This window comes from Erwinia magellanica (genome assembly GCF_039023495.1).
Taxonomy (GTDB): Bacteria; Pseudomonadota; Gammaproteobacteria; order Enterobacterales; family Enterobacteriaceae; genus Erwinia.
Genome location: NZ_JBCHVC010000001.1, coordinates 370,799 through 394,801 on the forward strand (window position 1 = coordinate 370,799; position 24,003 = coordinate 394,801).

The 24,003-nt window shown below is 57.4% G+C and carries 4 protein-coding genes; 1 reads left to right on the forward strand and 3 read right to left on the reverse strand.

Features of this window, described 5'->3' with window-relative positions; genetic code table 11:
- Nucleotides 1-45: 45 nt before the first annotated feature.
- The 3 genes from rcsB to AAH450_RS01785 are packed head-to-tail and all read right to left on the reverse strand — an operon-like array spanning nucleotide 46 to nucleotide 4,533.
- Nucleotides 46-696 carry a response regulator transcription factor RcsB gene (rcsB, locus tag AAH450_RS01775; protein ID WP_306211643.1) on the reverse strand — a complete coding sequence of 217 codons (651 nt, stop codon included), beginning with the start codon at nucleotides 694-696 and terminating at the stop codon, nucleotides 46-48.
- Nucleotide 697: 1 nt separating this feature from the next.
- A complete protein-coding gene (gene rcsD, locus AAH450_RS01780; RefSeq protein WP_342908637.1) occupies nucleotides 698-3,358 on the reverse strand; it encodes a phosphotransferase RcsD in 2,661 nt (886 codons plus the stop codon).
- A 20-nt stretch (nucleotides 3,359-3,378) separates the two neighbouring features.
- Complete coding sequence (locus tag AAH450_RS01785) at nucleotides 3,379-4,533, reverse strand: MFS transporter (protein ID WP_342908638.1); 1,155 nt, start codon at nucleotides 4,531-4,533, stop codon at nucleotides 3,379-3,381.
- A gap of 801 nt (nucleotides 4,534-5,334) precedes the next feature.
- Here AAH450_RS01785 and AAH450_RS01790 point away from each other — a divergent pair.
- The gene (locus tag AAH450_RS01790) at nucleotides 5,335-23,604 is read left to right on the forward strand and encodes an Ig-like domain-containing protein (protein ID WP_342908639.1); all 18,270 of its coding nucleotides are present in this window, start codon (nucleotides 5,335-5,337) and stop codon (nucleotides 23,602-23,604) included.
- Nucleotides 23,605-24,003: the final 399 nt, after the last annotated feature.

Consider the following 24,003-nt stretch of genomic DNA (forward strand, 5'->3'; position numbering starts at 1 on the left):
AAAAAAGGGCGGAACAGAGTCCGCCCTGATGGAGTTTATTACTACTTAGTCTTTATCAACCGGCATGCTGCTGACGGAAGAAAGGTAGTTCAGCAGCGCGATATCGTTATCCACGCCAAGTTTCATCATTGCTGATTTCTTCTGGCTACTGATGGTTTTGATACTGCGGTTCAGCTTCTTGGCGATTTCTGTTACCAGGAACCCTTCTGCAAACAGGCGCAGAACTTCACTCTCTTTAGGAGAGAGACGTTTGTCGCCGTAGCCACCCGCGCTGATTTTCTCCAGCAGTTTTGCCACGCTGTCCGGGGTATATTTTTTGCCTTTCTGCAAAGCAGCCAGCGCTTTTGGCAGATCGGTAGGCGCGCCCTGTTTCAGAACAATCCCTTCAATATCCAGGTCCAGAACAGCGCTCAGGATGGCTGGATTACTGTTCATGGTCAGAACAATGATCGATAAATCGGGATAATGACGTTTGATGTACTTAATCAGCGTAATGCCGTCGCCATATTTTTCGCCTGGCATCGACAGATCGGTGATTAAGACATTGGCATCCAGTTTAGAAAGGCTGTTGATTAATGCTGTAGAATCTTCGAACTCACCAACTACGTTGACCCATTCAATTTGTTCGAGAGACTTACGAATACCGAACAAAACAATCGGATGGTCATCGGCAATAATTACGTTCAAGTTGTTCATTTTATTGGTTACCTTGCTGCAGCAGTTTACTGACATAGTGGTCAATGTCACTGGTGGTATTTTTAATGTTTGAATCGTCACACTCGGTAATGTGTTGTTCTAACGTTTCACAAAGCTGCTTGCCGGGTGTCAGGTTGAGCATGGCAAACACGCCTTTCAGGCGATGCGCAGTCTGAGCAAGAGAACTCAAGTCCCCTTCCGCCGCCTCATTATACAGTCTCTTTACATCATCTGGTACTGTATCAACAAAGAGCTGATAGTAACCAGGCGCAAAAAGCTTAGCCGTATCCTGATCTTCCATCACCTCCGCTTCGTTTTCATCCTGGGCCAGCTGTTGTTCAATAAGTTGCAGCAGCGCATCCTGCATCGCACTGCTGATATTGAAGTTGACCCGATAGCTGTCGCGGGAAAGCGCGGTAAAGCCCGTTTCGTCATCCGTCAGGAGTAACGACCAGGGCGTAAGACGTGCGGGATCGTCTGTGACCAGCACGTCGTGGTCCTGACCGGAGAAACGCTCATCGGGAGTGATACAGCTCGCTCCCCAATTTTCCAGCTGATGCACCACGATTTTTCTGACTTCATCAACGGTGATATCAATCAGCGTGGTCAGGCCCTCCAGCAGCTTCTCTTCCTGCGCATGCTGCTCCTCCTGCGGCGCATGGATCTGAATGCTGTAACGGGTGCCGATATCGGGACGCGCCACAATTTCCAGATGCCCGCCCAGCTGTTTACAGAGCTGTTTGCAGAGGAAAAAGGCCAGCCCGGAAGCCTGACCAAAGCGATCCTGACTGGTCTCGCCAAGGAAGGGGAAATCGGTATTGCCCAATTCATCTACCATCAGTCCCGCGCCGGTATCGACAATCTCGATAGCCAGACGGTCGGGGCGATCTGCCGGATGGTTTACCTCAATGCTTATCCGTCCCCAGCTGGTGCTGGTAATGGAGTAGTGCAGCAGGGTGGTAAGGATCTTGTAGAGCGCCCGGCGGTCACCGTAACGGCTTTCGTCGCTGTTCAGCCTGTTACAGACTACCAGCTTCAACCCTTTGCGCCGCATCGAAGGCAGCGCTTCCATCACCAGTTCATCCAGCACGCTTTGCAGCATAAAGGAGCCTGATTCCGGCGCCCAGTCATGGGTTTCAAGGCGGTTGAGCAGCACAATATCATCCACCAGACGGCTCAGCGCCTGGGATTCTTCCAGCGCATCGCTGAGATCGTCTGCCGGGTGCGCTTCGCTTAAGGTCTGAAGATGCGCAATCACCTTATCCAGCGGTCTGTTCAGGGCCTGACCCAGATTTTGCAACAGCTGCTGCCGTGTCTGATGGTTCTTATCCAGCACCTGCTGCGCTTTTTGCAGTTTTTTGTTCACCAGCAGTTCACGATCCTGGTCGCGCATCATAAAGATCTGCGTATTAGGGGAAAGAACGCTGCGGGCGTGACGGATTTCGTAAACTTCATTATTTACCGTGGCCTGCAACACGCCCTGATGCTGGTCGGACATATTGATAATTTTTTGCAGGTTAAGGTGGGGAAGCAAGTGCTCCGCGATCTTGTTGCTGATAATGGTACGATTATTCGCAAAGTCATAGACCAGCAGCCCGACGGGCAGACTGCCGACAATCTCTTCATTCAGCACGCGTAACGAGTCCAGCTCGGCACTCTGGTTCTCGCTGGGGCGCAGCGATTGCTGTCGCAGCAGAAATAGTCCGGCCAGCGAGAGCAGCAGCAGCCCCAGGTTCGCCAGCAGCGGCCACATCAGATTATGCAGCGTATCCATAAACAGCCCCATCAACGGCACGCGGTAAACCAGTTGCAATGGCGTGCTGGTGAGCGAGGCTGCAATTTCGATATTAGGGTTTGCCAGCGTTACTTTTGTGCTGTGGGTCTGATCGTCCGGATCGCTGCTAACCGGCGCGCTGTTCGCATCCTGCTTGAGCTGGAAATATTCCAGCGGCATATTCAGCGGGATCAGATCGTTAATAGGTAAATCAAAGGCCACCACGGTCGCCAGATGGCCTGGCTGATTAAAGGTGGTGCGGACGGTGAAGTAGTGATCATTCTGCCAGGTGAAACGGCGCAGAGGCGAGAAACTTTCACGCTCGTCCAGCGCATTCGCCTGTTGCAGCATCTCGGCGCGGCGCGCCTCAACAATATTGCTGATGGCGCTTTCTTTATAGCGCGTTGCCATATCTTTCAGCGGCAGGGTAGAGACCAGAATCAGGCTGTTATCCTGACCGTTGAGGAAATACATCGACCAGGTGCTGTTTTCCGCTCCCCACAGCGTATCCAGGTAGTTGGACATCCGCAGCGTCATATCAAGCGTGCTGCTGTCGTGGGAACCAAAAATCAGCGATTCTGTTTTACGGCGTGTCTTCTCAAGATAGTAAACATCCGGACGCAGGCGGGTCTCCTGGAGACTGTTGGGTGGCGACCCGGCAGCGTTAGCAGCCAGGTTTTCATAAATCTGCCAGGTGGCAAAACGATAGGTATCGATGCGCTTTTGCATCGCGTGAGCGATATCCGCCAGCGCATAGCGCTTGTCGGTCAGCCAGGCGTTCACCGAATTGTGGATCATAAATCCTGACGCCAGCAGCAGCACCAGAATAAACATCACAAAAAAGCGTGTGACATTGCCTGATGTCAGTGGAAATTTGTATGGCAACATAGCTTAGCGTGGGACCCCAGTTAACGTGTAATCAGCCGGGCGCTTGCGGCCACAGCTAACAGCAGTACGGCAATGGCTGAAAACGCCGTCGCAAGGCTGTACCACTGTGAGATAAAGCCGATGAGTGCCGGACCTGCCAGAATACCCGCATAACCAATCGTTGTCATGGAAGAAATTGCCAGATTCACCGGCATGGTTTCCTGATTTCCTGCTGCGCTGAACATAATAGGGACGGCGTTAGAGGCGCCAAAACCTACCAGCACAAAACCCAGCAGTGTGACCACAACGTTTGGTACAAATACGGCCAGTAAAAGACCGAGCGAGGCGCAGAGCGTGCCGCAGAAAAGCGTCAAAAAGCGCCCAAAAGAGTTGACGAGGCGATCGCCGGTCAGCCTGCCCACCGTCATCGCTACAGAAAAGAGCGCATAGCCCAGACCCGCATGTGAATGCGCTAAGTCGCGTGTCTGCGTCAGGAACAGAGCACCCCAGTCCAGTATCGCCCCTTCTGTCAGAAAGAGAATAAAGCACAAAACGCCAAGGAAGAGCACCCAGCCGCGCGGCACCACAAAAAGCGGCGCATCAGGCTGATGAAGCCGGTTGCTCAGCAAATGACGCTGAGAGAAGAGATAGATAGCGATAATGATCAGGCCGATCACGCTAACGGCCAGCAGCGGAGAAAGCCCGAAAGCGAGTCCGGCGCTCACTGCCCCTGCGCCCGCAATTCCGCCAATGCTAAAGAAACCGTGGAAGCCGGACATCATCGCCCGTTCAGAAGCCTTTTCCACCTCTACCGCCTGAATATTCATCGCCACATCGACGAGACCGATAGAGGCACCAAAAATCATCAACGCCAGAGCCAGCGTAACGGGCGTGGAGAGGGTTGCCAGTAACGGCAAAGCGATCAGAATAAAAAAACTGCCCAGGGTTATGACGCGCTTACAGCCCAGGCGACCTACCAGCATGCCGGTAAGCGGCATCGCTATCAGCGAGCCAAGTCCAAGGAACAGCAGCAGCGTACCCAGCGCGCCATCGCTGAGCTGGGCACGATCTTTCGCGTAAGGAACCAGCGGCGCCCAGGCGGCCATACCTATTCCGGCTATAAAGAAGATGGCACGCGTAGCGTGTTGCGTCGCTACCGCGCTGGCATTTGCGGGTTGAGCATCCAGTGTCGTCATGATATCCGGTTAAAATCTGCCTTGAGATGCGCTTCTTTTACCACAAGACGTTAGTTTAAAGAAGATTGCTCATACCTGTCAGATTTGTGGTTTATGAATTACGCCAGCAGGGCCATGCCTGACAATTGATAACCCATAAAAATAGCACTGCGAACAGGATTTGTCGCTGCAAGGTCACTTTCCAGATAACTCCTGAAAAAAAGGTGAAATAGTGCGCCTTAACTCAAATCATTGGTATAGGGTGAAAAATCCTCATTCTTCCCTTTTCCGGCAAAATCCGGGCGTATAAAAAATCTTTAAAGCCAGCCTGGACAACTTGTGCTGTTTATCACGAATTTACAGGAAATTTTGGCCTTTCAGCGCTGGCTTTCTAGCCATAAATGGCCAGTTCAGGAAGAATAAAAAGAGAATGCTTGCTAAATGCATAAGAATTTTCCTCGCTTTAAATCAAATCCTTATCCCCAATACTCCACCATTATTTAGCCTTTATTGAAATCGGGACTTGTTAAAAATTTGTTTGTTTGATTAAATATTTTTATCTTTCAGATAAAGATTCATCAAGTAAAGCTGTCAGTTCTTTCTTACTATGGGTAGGGAAAAGCTAGAAAAAATAGCAACTCAGCACGCCCGATTGCCCTGAGCGATCTCTTTCGTCCCCTGTGGGGGCGGTTATGCACCAGGTAAAAACCAGTCCGGTAGCGGTACTGGTTACCCTTGCTTTGCGCCTGAATGTGAAGTTTTACTTCATTTTCTCGCGCGAGACACATAACGATAATTTTCTGGTGCATATAGAGGTTACCCATGGCACAGCTCAATGATGGCCGCGTTGAAATTGTTTCACGCGATGATGGAACAATCCTGTCTCAGGCTAACGCAGGCACGTCACATAATGTCCTGCTGAACCAGCCCAGCGTAGTGAAAATTCACGGTACGCGTGACATGGTGACCGGTTTTGAACGCCAGGGTAATGACCTGATCCTGCACATGCGCGACGGCAGCGAAGTTCGCTACCAGCAATTCTTCTTTGATGATGTAGACGGTGACCACAGTGAGCTGGTGTTTGACGATGGGGTCAACCCGCCTGAACATGCTCTGTTCCCGGTGACTAATGAGTTTGCCGATGCGCAGACGGCAATGGTAATTACCCCGGAATATGAATCACTTGGCTCGATTGAACCCTTACTGCTGGCAGATACTGGCGCTTCCAACGGCGTTATCACCGCGGCAGGTATTGGAGCGCTTGGTCTTGCGGGGCTTGCCGCAGGTGCGCTGGCTGGTGGGGGTGGTGGCGGCGGCGGCGGTGGTGGTAACGATGGCGGTGGAGATGGCGGTAACCCTGGCGGCGGTGATGGCGGTAATCCTGGGGGTGGCGAAGGGGATGGCGATGGCGGAGGAACAGCGCCCTTAACGCCAACTATCAGCGTTAATGCCTTTACCGGAGACAATCTTCTGACCCCGGCGGAAAAGGGCAGTAATCAGACGCTGAACGGTACGACCACCAATGCTGAAGTCGGCAGCACCGTAACCGTCGTTCTCAACGGCAAAACCTACACCACAACCGTAGGGGCAAACGGCAGCTGGAGCCTCTCTGTTCCGGCAGCCGATTTGGCTACCTTACCTGACGGCAATAACACTGTTCGTGTGAGCGTGACAAACGGGGACGGCAACACCGCAACCTCAAACGAAGTGATCAATGTTCAGGCCGAAATTACACAACCCGGTACGCCTGCGATAACTATCGGGACTTTTGCAGGTAATGACATCCTGGACGGCGCAGAGAAACAAACCTCTCTGACCCTCAGCGGCACCACCACCAACGTTCAGCAGGGACAACTGGTTACCGTGACGCTTGGCGGCCAGACCTATAGCACCACCGTAGCCGCTAACGGCAGCTGGGCTATTACCGTACCGGCAAATGCTTTACAGGGACTGGAAGATGGCACCAATACCATTACTGCGCGGGTAAGCAATGCCGCCGGAACCGCCGCCACAGCCACGCACAATTTCGATGTCCAGCCTGTTTCCGTCGGCAGTATCACTATCAGCCCCATCAGCGGCGACGGCCAGCTTAATGCCACCGAATCACAGTCGCCACTGACCATCTCGGGCTTTGCCACGGGCGTACCCGCGGGCGCGCTGATAAGCGTTACGCTGGGCGGTAAGGTTTACAGCGCCACGGTCGCAGCAAACGGTAGCTGGACCGCAACCGTACCTGCCGCAGATCTGCAACAGCTGCCTCAGGGTTCAAATCTGGTGACGGCCACCGTTACGCTTGCGGATGGTACCGTGCTCCAGAACAGCTCTGCCGCTGCGCTTAACGTGCACACTACCGCACCAAACGCCACCCTCGACGTGCCCTTTGGTGACGGTGTACTCAGCGGCAATGAAGCTAACAGCGGCCAGACGCTGACGGGCAATACTGGTGAGACGGGCGCAGGGCAAACCGTTAAGGTGACCGTTGGCGGCACGGAGTATAACGGAACGGTTAATAACGACGGCAGCTGGAGCGTAACCCTGCCCTCTGCCGGACTGCAAAGTTTGCCGCAGGGCAGTAACAATATCACCGTAGTGGTAACGGATTCAGCAGGCAACTCTGCCAGCTCCGCCACCCCGGTAAACGTGATTACTGCGCCGCCGGACCTCACAGTTACGCTCTCTGACGGGCTGTTAAATCAAAATGACCTTAACGATCCTCTGACCATCGGCGGCACCAGTAACGGCAGCCAAAACATCACCGTGACTTTAAACGGCGTCACCTATACCACTACGGTTAATGCCAACGGCACCTGGAGCCTCAACGTTCCTGCCTCCGACTTGCAGAACATTACCGACGGTAATTACACCGTTACGGTGACCTCTACCGATGCCCTGGGTAACAGCACCACCTCTTCAACGACCCAACTGGCTGTGGATACCACCGCTCCGGTAGTCTCCGTGGAAACTGTCTCCGGTAATGGTTATGTCGACGCCAGTGAGAAAGGCTCCCCTGTGGCGTTCACCGGCCAGACCGAGGCGGGAAGTACTGTTATCCTCCGGCTGGATACGCTGGATCCCATGCAGAGTATTAACCTCTCTGCCACCGTGGACCCGGTTACCGGCCGCTGGACCGCCACTCTGACCGGCGATCAGCTGGCTGCGATCACCGATGGAAGTTATACCGTGACGGTCGTGGCTACTGACGCGGCGGGCAACAGTTCACAGGCTTACACCAACGTTACCTTCATTACCGAACCGGCCAATCTGCCTGCCATTACGGTTAACCCTCTGACCGGCGACGATGTGCTGACCGGCGCGGAAGCAGCGCAAACCCAGTTCCTGACCGGCACCACCCTGCGCGTGCAGGCGGGCAGTGAAGTGACTCTGACGCTGGCGGATGGCTCGACCTATACGGGCCTGGTTCAGCCCGGAGGAGAGTGGCGCATTGAGCTACCCGTGGAGGTACTGGGCGGCCTGGCTAACGGTCCGCAAAACTATAACGTTGTGGTGCAGGACATCACGGGCAACAGCGGCCAGGCAACGGGCACCTTTACGGTCGATGTGGCAGCCAACGCCGGTTCGCTCAATATTAATCCTGTCAGCGGTGATAATGCCCTGAACGCCACTGAGGCGCAGTCCGATCTGGCGATCGGCGGAACCAGCCTCGGCGTTGCGGCAGCAACGCCGCTAACGGTAACTTTCAACGGCGTGACCTATAACACCACCGTTGGCACGGACGGTACCTGGAGCCTGACCGTTCCCTCCGCGGCGCTGACTGGCCTGGGGAATAACAGCTACCCTGTTACCGTTTCCACAACGGGAACGGACGGGGCTACGGTAACCGCCTCCAGCGATTTGCAGGTGCGAACCACCTTCCCGGACAACATTGTTATTAATGCGCCGTTTGGCGACAACATCCTTAGCGCAGACGAAACGGGCGCGCCGCAGACGCTTTCAGGTTCTACTGGCGTGGCCTATGCGGATCAAATTGTGACCGTGACGATTGGCGGCGTGGATTATAACGCTGACGTGAACACTTCTTCAGGAGCATGGACGCTGACGCTGCTACCTGACCAGCTGCAAGCCTTGCAGGAAGGGGCCTCCACCGTGACCGTTACGGTAAGCGACTCGCTGGGTAACAGCGTAAGCTCCAGTTCACCCTTCGTGGTGGATACCACGCCTCCGGCCATTGCCGTCTCTGCGGTGGGGGATAACAACGGCGCGGTTAACGGCGATACTCAGAATCAGCCGCTGATCGTCAGCGGCACAGCAGAAGCGAACAGCGTGATCAGGCTGGAGCTGAACGGCGTGACGGTGCTTACCGCTGCTGATGCTGACGGCAACTGGAGCGCTGCCATTTCCCCCGCCGTGCTGCAAGCGCTGCCGGATGGAAAATATGATTTGGGCGTGACGGCCACGGATGCAGGCGGCAACCAGACCACCACGTTTACGCCAGTCCTCAAAGATACGATTGCGCCAGACGTTACCTTGTCGCCAGTTTCCGGTGACGGCTATCTCAATGCCGCTGAACATGGCACTGCCCTGACGCTGACCGGTACCGCGGAGCTGGGTGCTTCCGTGGTCGTCACGCTGAATGGCGCAGGCTATCCCGCCACCCTGGATGCTAACGGCAACTGGAGCGTAACGGTACCTGCGGGGGCAGTGGCGGCGCTGGCCGACGGCACCTACAACGTCAGCGTGCAGGCGACCGATGCTGCGGGTAACAGCGGCACCACCGCGCTTCCGCTGGTGGTGGTCGCCAGTGCGACCGACCTGCCAACGATTAGCGTTGCGCCTTTTACCGGTGACAACATTCTGGATGGCGCGGAGAAAGGACTTTCACAGCTAATGACCGGCACCACCACTAACGTGCAGGCTGGTCAGGTTGTCACTGTCACCCTTAGCGACGGCCAGTATACCGGGACGGTTCAGGCTGACGGCAGCTGGAGCGTGCTGATCCCGGCCACGGCCTTCTATCAGCTGGCAAACGGGACGCAGAGCTACACCCTGAACGTCAGCGACGTGGCGGGTAATACCGCTGCTGCCACCGGCAGTTATACCGTTAACAGCGATTTCAGCGCCATTGCCATCGGGATCATCAGTGATGACAACATGCTGAATGCCGTTGAAGCGCAAAATGATCTGGTGATCCAGGGGAACAGCCGTTTTGTGGCGTTCGGTGCCAGGATCCTGGTCCGCTTCAATAATGCCAATTATGAAACAACGACCAATTCTGACGGAAGCTGGAGCGTGACGGTTCCGGCCGGCGCGGTCAGTAACGTGCAGAATGGTGATATTACGGTGACGGCAACCGCCACGGATCGGGATGGTAACGTCATCACCACGACCCACAGCCTCACGGCTAACGTTGACCCGAACTTTAGCGTCACGGTGAATACGCCATTTAACGATGGCACGCTCAACGGCAGTGAATCTCTTAGCGATCAGACGCTGACCGGAAGTACTGGCGTGGCTGGCACCGGCCAGACGCTGAGTCTGGTGCTGGGCGGCATTACATACACTGGCACGGTGGATGCCAACGGCAACTGGTCTGTTGCTTTACCAAATGCCGTGCTGCAAGCCCTGCCACAGGGCAGTAACGCCTATAACGTCACCGTAACGGATGCCTCCGGAAACACCACTTCTCTCGGCAGCACTTTTACCGTGGACACGGTTGCCCCCACTTTATCTGTGGATGCAATTTCCGAGGATAACCGCCTTAACATTATCGAGCATGGCGAGGCGCTGACGCTATCAGGAAGCGGTGCGGAAGGGGACCAAATCAGCCTGACCCTGAATAACGTCACTTATACAGTGACGGTGGAAGCAGGGGGCAACTGGAATATCGAGATCCCGGCGCAAGCCGTACAGGCTCTCAGTGAGGGGCTCAACCAGGTGCAGATTGTCTCTACGGATGTGGCAGGCAACGTGACCAGCACCGTCAGAACGCTGGAGGTGGATCTCACTCCTCCGCCAGTGACTATTGATCCTGCCTCTGGCGATGGCTATCTCAATCAGGCTGAAAGTACCCAGCCGCTGGTGCTGACCGGCACGGGGGAGATCGGTAACACTATTACCCTTGAGCTGAATGATCGTACTTACAGCACTACGGTTGGCGCAGAGGGCCAGTGGACGCTGACTCTGCCTGTTACGGTGGTGGAAACTTTTGTAAACGGCGTGCAGCCTTTCACCATCACCGCCAGCGATGCTGCGGGCAATATCACCCCTCTCAGCTCGCAGGTGGTGGTCGATAAAACTCCGCCGTCGATCGCTATCGCCAACGTCACCAGCAACAACATCGTGGATGCCTCAGAGCAGCAGTCAGATCAGATTATCAGCGGCACATCCACCAGTGTGGAAGCGGGGCAGACGCTGACGCTGACAATTGGCGGTACTGAGTACACCACCACCATCCTCTCTGGCGGCAACTGGCAGGTCACCGTGCCTGCGGGCGCGCTGGGCAGCCTGAGTGACGGAGCACAATCGCTGACAGCAACCACTACCGATCTGGCAGGAAACAGCAGTACCACCACCAAAAACTTCACGGTAGACAGCACCGCGAGCAGCATCTCTGTTGAACCTCTCAGCACCGATGGCTATCTCAACGCTGAGGAGGCGGCGCAGGATTTAGTGGTTAATGGTTTTACTTCGAACGTGGCAGAAAACAGTACAGTTACCTTCACCCTTAACAACGTTTCCTATACGGGTTTAGTGCAGGCCGATGGAAGCTGGTCAGTGACCGTTCCGGCTGCAAACGTGGCGGATATCGGCAATGGCCTTCAGACCGCAACGGTCAGCGTAACGGCTGAAAGTGGACTTACCGTGACCAACCAGGCATCCCTGACGGTCATCGCCGATCCAACGCTCAATCCTACCCTGATACAGCCATTTAACGACGGGATTCTCACCAACACCGAAGCGGGCGTTCAACAGACGCTTACCGGTACAACGGGTCAAGCCGGTGAGGGGCAGACCGTTACGGTTAACATTGGCGGAACGGATTATACCGCTACGGTAAACAGCTCTGGTATCTGGACACTGCAACTTTCACCAGAAGCTCTTCAGGCGCTGCCGCAGGGCAGCTCAACGGTAACGGTCAACGTTACCGATATCGCAGGCAATACCGCCGCCCTGACGCCGCCAACCAACATCACCGTGGCCTCAACGCTGCCGACGCTGACTCTGGCCGACGTGGCGGGTGGCGACAATATTATCAATGCGGATGAACAGGGCGCCGGGCTGGCACTGAGCGGAACTGTTACCCCTGGCGACACGGTAAGCGTAACGCTTAACGGTACCAGTTATGATGCCAGCGTAGCCGGGGACGGTAGCTGGAGCCTGTTGATCCCGGCAGAAGTCGTCGGTCAGCTGGCCGAGGGAGCACAGGCACTGAGCATTACGGCGACCGACGCTTTTGGCAATACGACGGCGCAAAACGTGCCGTTAAACGTGGATACCGCTGCGCCGATCTTCACCGTTGATCCGGTTGCCGGTGATAATATTATTGACCGCATTGAGCAGGGCCAGCCGCTGCAAGTCACCGGAACCGGCACGCTGGGCGACAGCGTATCGGTCACGCTGGGCGGGCAAACCTACACCACCACAGTGGGCAACAACGGGCAGTGGAGCGTCACCGTTCCGGCAAGTACGCTGGGTAACCTCACCGAAGGTGATAACACCGTTTCCGTGGTGGTCACCAACCCTGCGGGTAACAGTGATATCAGCGACACCACGGTCTCACTAGAGACCTTCGTGGATGCTGGCGTTATTGTGAACAGTGTCGCGGGGAACGATCTGATTAATGCTGCGGAGGCGCAGCAGGGCCTTACCGTGACCGGAAGCGTAGAGGATGCGAATACCCTGGTGACGGTGACCTTAAATGGCGTTGATTATCCGGCAACCGTGGGGGCGGATGGCCTGTGGAGCGCCTCTGTTCCTGCCAGCGTGGTGACTGCGCTGGCGGATGGCAACTATACAATTTCGGTAACGGGGGTGCCTGTCGCCGGGCCTGCCGTCACCGTTCAGCATCCTGTCACTCTGGATACCACCGCACCGGCGCTGAATATTGCAGTAATTGCCGGTGACGGTCAGCTCAATGCTACAGAACAGGGTCAGCCTCTGGCTATCTCTGGTACCGGTGAGGCGGGCAACAGCGTGCGTGTCTCACTGAATGGCACCACCTATCAGACTGACGTTGACGGTAACGGCAACTGGACAGTCAACGTACCAGCTGCTGACGCAGGCGATCTCATTAATGGCACCTATCCTGTCACCGTCACGGTGGCAGATGCCGCAGGTAACACCACTACCCGCGACAGCAGCCTGATTGTCGATCTTTTGCCACCGGCGCTTAGCGTAAATTCCTTGGCTGGCGAGGGCGTACTTAACGCGGCGGAGCAGCAGCTGCCTCTGACCGTTAGCGGCGCAGGGGAAAATGGTGCTGAGATCACCGTAACTTTCCAGGGCGAAGAGTACACCACCACCGTGGGGGCAAATGGCCAGTGGACGCTGGATATTCCGGCAAACGCGCTGACCGGGCTGACCAATGGCACTTATACCCTGGACGTTGTGGCAACCGATCTGACTGGCAACAGCACCACGCAGCCGGTATCGCTGACCGTGGTGGCTGATGCGGCCACTCTGCCAACGCTGACGTTAAACGATTTTGCCGGAAATAATGTGCTGGATGGCGCTGAGCAGCAGGTCGATCAGCTGATTAGCGGCACCACTACCAATGTGCAGGCGGGACAAACTGTTACCGTGACCCTGAACGGTGTCAGCTACAGCGGCGTGGTACTGGCGAGCGGTGCCTGGAGCGTCAGTGTTCCTTCAACGGCACTGGCAGGGCTGGCGGAGGGTAGCCAGAGTTACAGCGTAACTGTAGGCGATACTGCCGGAAACCCTGTTACCGTTAGCGGCGATTTTACGGTCAATACAGGTCTGAGCGCGCTGGCGGTTGATCCCGTCAGCGGCGACGGCTATCTGAACCGGACGGAAGCGGAAGCCGATCTTACCTTAAGCGGCTCTTCCTCCAATGTGCCGGAAAACAGCGAACTCACGGTAACCTTGAATCAGGTCAGTTACACGGCCATCGTGGGGGCTGATGGTCGCTGGAGCGTCAGCGTACCTTCTGCCAACCTGCTGCAACTGCCCGATGGCCCGTTAACGGTGACGGTCACGGGCAGCGATGCTGCTGGCAATCCAGTCAGCAACAGTGCCAGCCTGACCGTTGCCGTAACCGATCTGCCAGCGTTGACCACCGATCAACCCTTCAGTGACGGCACGTTAAATGCGGCAGAAGCGGGGGTGGCTCAGACCTTAACCGGCACCACGGGCGTGACCGGCGACGGACAGACTGTCAGCGTGGTGATCAATGGCACCACCTACAGCGGCACCGTGGATGGCGACGGCAACTGGAGCGTCAGCGTGCCGGCAGAGGTGTTGCAGACACTGCCACAGGGAGAAACCATCGCAACGGTTAACGTCAGCGATGCGGCAGGAAACGGGGCTACAGGCGACCTCACGCTGACCGTGGACACGCAGCCGCCTGCGGTAGATGTGGCGGCGCTGGCGGGTGACAACATCCTGAACGCGGCAGAACAGGGAGTAGCGCTGCCAGTGACAGGAACGGGTGATGCCAGTGACACCGTTGTGGTGACGCTGAATGGGCGGGATTACACCACCACCGTCGGCGATAATGGTCAGTGGAGCGTTACGGTTCCCGAAACCGATCTCGCTACGCTGACCAACGGCACTTACACCCTGAATATCACCGCTACCGATGCGGCAGGAAACAGCACTTCAATCGATCGCCCGCTGGCGGTCAAAGTTGATGCTGCTTCGCTGCCGACGCTGACGATCAATACCTTCGCCGGAAATGACATCCTTGATGGCGCAGAGCAGCAAACCGCGCAGACGCTCAGCGGCTCCACCACCAATGTGGAAGCCGGGCAGACAATCACCGTGACGATTAATGGTGACATCTACACCACGCAGGTTCAGGCCAGCGGAGCATGGAGCCTCAGCCTGCCTTCAGCCGCGTTAGCTGCACTGAATGATGGCACCACCACCCTTAACGTGGCGGTAAGTGATGTAGCGGGCAATCCGATCTCCGCCAGCCGCGATATCACCGTTAACAGCGCAGCATCCGGCATCAGCCTCGATCCGCTGAGCAATGACGGTTATCTCAACGCCACCGAAGCGCTTGATGATCTGATTGTTTCCGGTAGAACGATCAACGTTGCGCAGGGCAGTACGGTCACCCTGAGCTTTAATGGTCAGACATTTACCGCGCTGGTAGGGGCTACCGGCCTCTGGAACGCTATCATTCCCGCCTCAGCACTGGCAGGCATCCCGGATGGTACCGTCACGCTGAGCGCCAGCGTGGTGGATAATACCGGTACCACCCTGACAGGGCGCGGATCGCTCAGCGTTCACGTCAGCGATCTGCCGCTGGCAACGGTGGATACCCCCTTTGCGGATGGCGTACTCAACGGTACGGAAGCAGCAGCTACGCAAACCCTGAGCGGCACCACTGGCGTAACGGGCGATGGTCAAACCGTGGCGATAGTCGTGGAGGGCACAACCTATAACGGAACTGTCGATACGAACGGGAACTGGAGAGTGGATCTGCCAGCCGCCGCGCTTCAGGCGCTGCCGCAGAATGATTCAACGCTGCCTGTGACCGTGACCGATGCAGCCGGAAACAGCAACACGCTCGCCATTCCACTCTTGGTGGATACCGTTGCGCCAACGCTGACGCTTAACCCTATCGCAGGAAATGATGTGGTAAATACCGGGGAAGCCGCTGGTGAGATCACTGTCAGTGGCAGCAGCACCGGTGCGCAGGAAGGGCAGCTGGTTACCGTGGCCATTAACGGGCAGAGCTATACCACGCCTGTGGATGCTGCCGGAAACTGGACGCTACAGCTACCGGCTGGTCTGCTTGCGCAGGCTGCCGACGGGACTTATCCGCTCACCGTCACCCTGAGTGACGCCGCAGGAAACAGCGCGACCGAAACGGTACAGCTGACGGTAGCTACCGAACTGTTACAGCCAACTATCGCTACGCCGTTCGGGGATGGTTATCTTAACGGCAATGAAGCTACAGCGACGCAAACCCTTAGCGGCACCACGGGCGCCACGGGTGCCGGTCAGACCGTATCGGTGAATATCGGCGGGCAGGATTATTCCGCCACCGTTGATGCTAACGGTAACTGGTCGCTGTCGGTTGCCTCTACAGACTTGCAGGCTCTGGGTCAGGGGGCACAAACGCTCGTTATCACCGCGACGGATGCCCAGGGGAATACGGGCGAAATCAGCACCACAGTCACCGTGGATACGGTTGCGCCAACGCTGACGCTGACGCCTGTTGCCGGGGACAATATCATTAACGCTGCTGAAATCGTGCAGCCTGTTGCCATCAGCGGTACGGCGTCACTCAGTGAAGCTGGTCAGCAGATAAGCATCGGCTTTAACGGCCAGACATATCAGCAGACCGTGCAGAGCGATGGCAGCTGGCGGCTGGATCTCCCTTCCAGTGTGACGCAAACGCTGGCAGACGGCAGTTATCCGGTCACCGTCACGCTGACGGACAGCGCAGGCAACATCACTACCGATACGCTGACCGTAACGGTAAACGCTTCACTGGCGAATCTGCCCACTCTCATCGTGGCTGCGGTAGCCGGGGATGGCTACATCAATGCGCTGGAAAGCCGTGCTGATGTGACCGTGTCGGGAAGTACCACTAATGTAGCTGAAGGGCAGACGGTAACACTTACCCTGAACGATGCCACTTACACCGCCGTTGTGCAGGCGGATGGCAGCTGGAGCGCCGTGGTGCCTGCCGCTGCTGTGGCACTGCTTGCAGATGGGGCGCAGACCCTGACGGCTTCTGTAGCGGATACCTCCGGCAATCCTGCCAGTACCACGCATCAGGTTACGGTGATTGCTCAGGCGGCCGATCTGCCTGTCATCACAGTTAATCCGGTCGCCAGCGACGATGTGGTTAATTATCAGGAGTCGCGTAGCGACCTGCTGATCACCGGCTCCAGCCAGAATATTGCGGCGGGCGACAACATTACCGTCACTCTTAATGGTGCAGACTATACCGCGACGGTGGATGCCAACGGTAACTGGACAGCCACCGTTCCGGCGGCGGCTGTTCAGGCGCTGGATCAGGGAACAAACAGCCTCACGGCCAGCGGCAGCGACGTTGCGGGCAACCCTGCTTCCGCCAGCGGAAGCTTCAGCGTGGATACCAATCCGCCGATCCTCACGGTGTCGTTGGGGGCGGGCACAGATGGCATTCTGAACCTGGCTGAAGCGTTGAACGGCCTGCTGGTAAGCGGCACTTCTGAAGCCAATAGCACCGTTAACGTCACGCTTAATGACAAAACCTATACTGCGACCGTTGGCACAGGCGGAACATGGAGCCTGACTGTTCCGTCTGGCGACCTGCTGCTGCTGCCTGATGGTCAGGCGCAGGTGGGCGTCTCTGTCACGGATAGCGCAGGCAATACCACCTCTGAGGTGGTGAATTTAGGTGTGGCAGTCAACACCCTTCCTGATCTTACGCTGGCCACGCCTTTTGTTGATGGCCTGCTGAACGCGGCAGAATCAGCGGCGGAGCAGGTTGTTAGCGGAACGGCGACGAACCTCGCCGCAGGCACGGAGGTGCAGGTCAGCGTGGGTACGGTAAGCGTTACGGGTACTGTACTGGCCGATGGCACCTGGAGCGCCACTTTCCCGGCAGGTACGCTTACCGGTCTGGCTGACGGCGCGTTGCAAATTTCCGTGACGGCGGCTGATGCGGCAGGCAACCCGGCCAGCGTGAGCGGCAGCGTGGAAGTGCTGAAAGATGTCACTCCGGATGCGGTCATTGCCACGCCGTTTGTGGATGGCGCGCTCAATGCCGCTGAAGCAGGCGTGGATCAGATCATTCGCGGCACCACCGGGATCACCGGAGCGGGCCAGGTTGTGACGGTTACCCTTGATGGCAGAGATGTCACGGCAACGGTAGGTAACAACGGCAACTGGAGCGCCACGCTGACGCCAGCGCTGGCGGCAACGCTGGGCAATGGCACCCACACAATTGCGGTTACGGTAACGGATCGGGCGGGCAACAGCAGTACGGATTCGCTTGATTTCAACGCGATTATTACCGGGCTGCCTGCACCAACGCTGGTGACGCCATTTACGGATGGCACACTCAATGCCGTGGAAGCGGCGACAGACGGCACGCTGACCGGCGTGACCGGTATTACCGGGGCGCAGACTGTCAGCGTTAACCTCAACGGCACGGTGTATCAGGCTGTGGTGGATGAGGCGACCGGAAGCTGGAGCCTGGCTCTGCCAGCCTCTCTGCTGGTCACTCTGCCGGATGGCAACTGGCCAATTACGGTTACGGCCACGGACAGCGCAGGCAACGTTGGTACCACCAGCGGCAGCCTGCTGGTGGCAGTACAGAGCGTGCCGGACGTCACGCTCAACCTGCCGTTTGGGGACGGCCAGCTGAGCATTGCTGAAGCCTTTGCCACGGCGGGCCAGACGCTTAGCGGATCAACCGGCAAAATTGGCGCAGGCCAGAACGTGAACGTTACCATCAGCGGCTTTAACGGCGATGCGGCGGTGGCAGCAGCGGTGGACGCCAGCGGCAACTGGTCGCTGAACCTGACGCCAGCCCAGCTTCAGGCGCTGGCCAACGGCAGCCATACGGTTTCTGTTACTGCCACAGACAGTGCAGGCAACAGCGATACGGTGACATCTGCCTTTACCGCCTTGCTCACTGCGCCGGACCCAACCATTAATACGCTGTTTGGTGACGGCTTCCTGAATATTGCCGAGGCTGCCGGCGCATTAACGCTGACCGGAACCACGGGCGCTGTAGGGGCGAATCAGGGCGTCCAGTTGCGGATCGACCTTGCCGGAGTAACCTACACCGGCACGGTAGATGCAGCGGGTAACTGGTTGGTGACGCTGCCTGCGGGCGCGCTTTCTGGCCTGACCTCTGGTACGCACAGCGTTAACGTGACGGTGACGGATGCAGCAGGCAACACCACGACGGAAGGGCTGGACTTTACCGCTGCGCTGAGCGCGCCGGTGCCAACCCTGAACACGCCGTTTGTTGACAGCTTCCTGAACGGCACGGAGCTTGCAGCAGGCGCAGCGCTTACCGGCACCACAGGTGTGACCGGCGCGGGACAGACTGTTCAGGTGACTATCGGGGGCACGAATTTCAACGCGACTGTCGCCACCAACGGGACATGGACACTCGATCTTACTCCTGCACAGTTGACGGATTTGGGCGAGGGCGTAAAAGCCGTCTCGGTGGTCGCTGCTGATGTGGCTGGCAACAGCGCCACCATTGGAGGCAGCTTCACCGTCGACACGGTTGCGCCAACCATTACCCTTCAGCCGTTTGCAGGCGACAACACGCTGACCTACGTAGAAAGCCTGACGGCCCAGACGTTGAGCGGCACCACCACGGGCGCAAGCGCAGGCCAGCTGGTGACCGTGACTCTGGGCACCTCAACCCTCACCGGTGTGGTGCAGGCGGACGGTAGCTGGACGGTGAACGTCACGACGGCGGCAATGACGGCGCTGGCTGCGGGCGGCAATGCGGGAACCATCACTGTTTCCGTAGCGGACGTGGCGGGAAATATCGGCACGGCCAGTGCCAACGTCACCCTGGATCTGACGCCTCCCGCCACGCCGCTGTTTACGCTTGCGCCGGTTTCGGATGACAACATTGTTAACAGCACTGACGGGACGACGCTGACGGTGGGCGGAACCTTCGCCAATCTGCCGGGCGTTTCGGGTGCCGTTACGGGCGATATTACCGTACGCGTGGATGGCGTGATTGCAGGAACTTATCCCGTTAACACGGCGAACGGCAACTGGACAGTGACGATCCCCAATACCCCAGCGTCGCTGGCAGATGGAACGCACACAGTAACCGCAACGCTGGTCAGTACCGGAACAGCCGATCTCACCTCAACTGAAGAGATTGTGGTCGATCGCGTCGCGCCTGGCCTGACCATTAACGCTTTTGCTGGTGACAATATCGTGAACGGCAGCGAAGCCGCCGTAGCGCAGATCCTTACCGGTACCGCTTCAGAAAGTGAAGTTGGCAGGGCGGTCACGGTGACGCTGGAAGGGAAAACCTACACCGGTATCGTCCAGGCCGGGGGAACCTGGTCTGTCAGCGTACCTTCAGGCGATTTACAGGCATTAAGCAACGCAGGCCACACAATTACCGCCACCCTCAGCGATGCGGCGGGCAACGTGACCACGGTAGACCGCCCGATAACGGTAGATACCGGCGCGCCGCTGCTACAGGTCGATGCGCTGCTGGGGAATAATCTGCTGAATGCTACCGATATTCTGGCGACGCAGTTGGTGACCGGCAGAGCTTCTGGTGCAGAAGGGCAGACTATCGGACTCTATCTGGGAGACAGTTCACCGATTGCCACCGCCCTGGTGCAGGCTGACGGCACCTTCAGCCTTCAGCTTACGCCAGAGGTGCTGGGCAGCCTGACCGACGGTACGCTGGTCTTTGGTCTGCGCGTCAGTGACGCATCCGGCAACCAGACTGATGCCACGCTGACGGTCAACAAAGTGGTGAATCAGGCGCTGAATTTTGTCACTGATTCACTCACCATCTTTGGCGATGGCTTCCTGAATGCGGCAGATACAGCCGTTGCGCAGACCATTTCCGGGGTGGTGAATTCCGCCGGGATTGGGGCTACGGTTGCCCTGACTCTGGGCCAGACAACCCTGACCGCAAACGTTAACCAGGACGGGACATTTGCGCTGGTAGTACCGCCAAGTCTGTTGGGTGCATTGCAGCCTGGCGACACGGCGCTTAATCTTGTTCTGACAGATGCGGCCGGAAATACCCGTACCCTGGGGCAAACCGTCACCACCATTCTTGATAACCCGGTCATTGGCGCTCTGACTAACCTCTTTGGCGACAATAATCTGCTGAATATCGTCGAATCCACCGTCGCGCAGACCATTGGCGGCACCATCGAGGGAGTAACAGGTTCCAGAGTCACCGTGACGCTGGGGTCGAAATCCTATCAGACTACTTTGCAGGCAGGAGGGCAGTGGAATGTCACTATTCCGACGCTGGATCTGGCCGCACTGACGCAGGGTAACCTTTCCCTCGGCGTGACGGTGGTCGACCCGGCGGGCAATACCGCCTCCACCTCAACCACGGTAGGCATCTTTACTGCCCAGCCAACCATCAGCCTCAGCTCCATCTTTGGCGACGGTATCCTTAATATTGCCGATGCGTTGACCAACCAGACTATCAGCGGCGTGGTAAATAATGTTGCAGAGGGCACGATTGTCCGGCTGAACGTAGGGGCATCAGAAGTGAACGCCACCGTGGGAGCAAACGGCGCCTTCACCGCAACACTTTCCCCGGACATTCTCGGGACGCTGAGCAGCGGTAATCTCACCGTGGGTGCCAGCCTGACCGATGCGGCAGGGAACACCGCCAGCACCTCGCTGGGTGCTGTGGTCAAACTTACCGCTCCTTCTGTTTCTGTCAGCCCGCTGTTTGGCGATGGTTTACTGAACCTGGCGGATGCAGTGCTTGGCCAGACCATTGGCGGCACGGTGTCCAATGCGGGTGCCGGCGCTCGCGTGGTGGTTTCCATTGGTACCACGCAGTTTGTCACCACCACTTTAGCGGATGGCACCTTCAGTCTGGCGCTTTCTCCGGCCATTCTTCAGGGGCTGAGCGACGGTAATCTGAACGTGGGCGTCAGCGTAACGGACAGCGCTGGTAACACCACCAGCACCTCGGCTACCGCGCTGGTGGGCTTGCAGTTGCCGACTATTACTCTGAACCCGCTGTTTGGTGATGGCGTACTGAGTCTGCTGGAGTCACTGGTGACTCAGACCATCAGCGGTACAGTGGGCGGAAACGCGGCTGCTGGTTCGACGGTTGCTATCAATATCGGTAACACCACGGTGACCGCAACGGTAGGGCAGAACGGCACCTTCAGAGCGCAGGTAGCGCCGGATATCCTCGGCACGCTGCTGGATGGTAATCTCACCGTCGGCGTCCGGGTAACGGATGCCGTGGGTAACGTCTCCAGCACCAGCGCGGGGCTGAAAGTCGGTATCCATACCACGCCAACGCTGACGCTGAATACCGTCTTTGGCGACGGAATTCTCAGCGCAGCCGACCTGACCACGGCGCAAACCATTAGCGGCAGCTCGGCCAACCTGCCTGCGGGAAGCACGGTTACCGTCAGCCTGAGCGGCAGAAGCTATACGACGACAGTCGGCAGTACGGGAGCATGGAGCCTGAGCGTGCCGAAAGCAGATCTTGCCGCGTTGGCGAACGGTACGCTTGCCGTAAACGTCTCTGCAACCGATGCCTATGGTAATGCCGCCACCAACAGCGGCTCGGTAAGCGTTATCGCCCAGACGCCGCCAACGGTGACTATCGCCAGCGTGTTTGGCGATGGCCTGCTGAGCGCCGCGGATGCCCTCAGCCCGCAAACCATTACCGGTACATCTACCAATGCTGAAGGGTCAACCCTCACCGTTCGCGTGGGTAGCGCAACGCTGACCACGACCGTCGCTGCCAACGGAACCTGGACAGTTTCGGTTCCGGCCGCCACGCTGGCTGCTTTGCCGGATGGCTCAGATGCGGTAACCGCCACGGTGACCAATGCGGCGGGCAACAGTGGCACGGCTAACACCACGGTACTGGTGGGAACCCATACCCTGCCGACCGTAAGTCTGACCAGCTCAACGGTGTTTGGTGGCGACCACTATCTGAACCTTAGCGAAGCCAACGTAGCGGAAACGATTAGCGGTACCTCAACCAATGCGGCAGGCAGAACGGTGACGGTTAACGTGGCGGGCAATATCTACACCACCACGGTGGGCGCGAACGGCGCATGGAGTGTTTCCGTACCTTCAGCCGCCTTGAAAGGCATCGCCGACGGCAGCCACACTGTTGCGGTCTCCGTCACGGATGCGGTAGGAAATATCTCTACCGCCAGCGATACTTTCAGGGCGGTGACGCACAATCTGCCTGCTATCGGGGTGGACCCGGTGCTGAGTCTGGTCAGCGTCCTGCTGACCGGCCTGACAATTTCCGGGGGCACGCTCCATCTGGCGCAGGGAACCCGGCTGAACGTTACGCTGGGCGGACAGACGCAGCAGGCCACGACGGATGCGCTGGGTCGCTACAGCGTGAAATTTACCGGAGGATTGCTCACCGCACTCAGCCTGAACAGCATCGTAACGGTAACGGCGGTGGATGCGGCGGGTAACCCGGCTTCAACCAGCAACACCCTGCTGCTTGGCTCACTGCTGCCAGTCGCCAGCGCTTCCGTTGCCACCGCTTCGGTGCTGATGGCAGTAGCGGCGGATGATTCCACCACCGCTGCGGCCTCCACGCACGCGACCAGCAGTGAGGAGAGCACCACCACGGTAACGCACGCCGCAGCCGTCGATTCCACGCTGGTAACAGAAAACGATATCAGCACCACTGATACCAGTACCGCTGCGGCTTCAGCCAGCGATGCCACAACTGCCACTGCTACCGCGGCTACTGCTGTGGCGGATGAGAGTGCCTATACCATTGGCGGCGTGGTTATCACCCTGGCGGATGGGCATACGGTGGAAGGAGCCTCGGTCACAGGAAGCAGCGGCAACGACACGGTAACGGTGAATTCGCTGGACTTCACCCATATCGATGGCGGTGCAGGTACGGATACGCTGGTGCTGAACGGGGAGCATATGACTCTGGATCTTACCTCGCTGGGACTGAAAGTGGAGCACATCGAAATCATCGATCTGGGTAAAGCTGGTAGCAACAGCGTCAAGTTGGATCTCAACGAGGCGCTGAACATCACCGACAGCCAGGCCAGTGATTTGATGATTAAAGGGGTGCTGGGTGACCAAGTCACGCTGGCTAATGGAGAGGGTGGGATCTGGGCAACAGCTGGGCAACGTACGGTGGATGGTCAGACGTTTGACGTTTACCACAACTCGGCGCTCTCTTCCGGCAATACGCTGGGAGATGTGCTGGTGCAGCATAATCTTCAGGTTCACGTGGTGTAACAAAGACTTTCCCTGCACGGGAGGTGAAATTCTCGTGCAGGCAGTATAAAGTTAAGAGGAGATTAACTGTTTAAGCGGTAGCGCTGGCGTAAACAATAATCAGACAGAGCGCCCGGCGCCTGTGCGTTGCCTAAAGAAAGACCATGATAACTAATATATGAAAGGTGCCTCATGGGGCGCCTTTCCCTGTATGAGGGGGCTACCCTCATTTTTTATGCCAGACGACAGGGCAGGAATATTAACCCTTTCGCCTGTTGCGGATTACGCCGTAATCCCCCTGAACACCGGGTCCGGCTCAGCTCCCTCTTTGGCGCTGGCTTATCTGTGCCTGTGGCATAAAGATAATCTTATCTTTTCCGGCATGACTTTACCTTTTTCTCAGGTGTACAAGGGAATTTT

Bases quoted from the DNA above. Each gene is read 5' to 3' on its own strand.
- rcsB (WP_306211643.1), bottom strand. From the start codon at position 696: ATGAACAACTTGAACGTAATTATTGCCGATGACCATCCGATTGTTTTG.
- rcsD (WP_342908637.1), bottom strand. From the start codon at position 3,358: ATGTTGCCATACAAATTTCCACTGACATCAGGCAATGTCACACGCTTT.
- AAH450_RS01785 (WP_342908638.1), bottom strand. From the start codon at position 4,533: ATGACGACACTGGATGCTCAACCCGCAAATGCCAGCGCGGTAGCGACG.
- AAH450_RS01790 (WP_342908639.1), top strand. From the start codon at position 5,335: ATGGCACAGCTCAATGATGGCCGCGTTGAAATTGTTTCACGCGATGAT.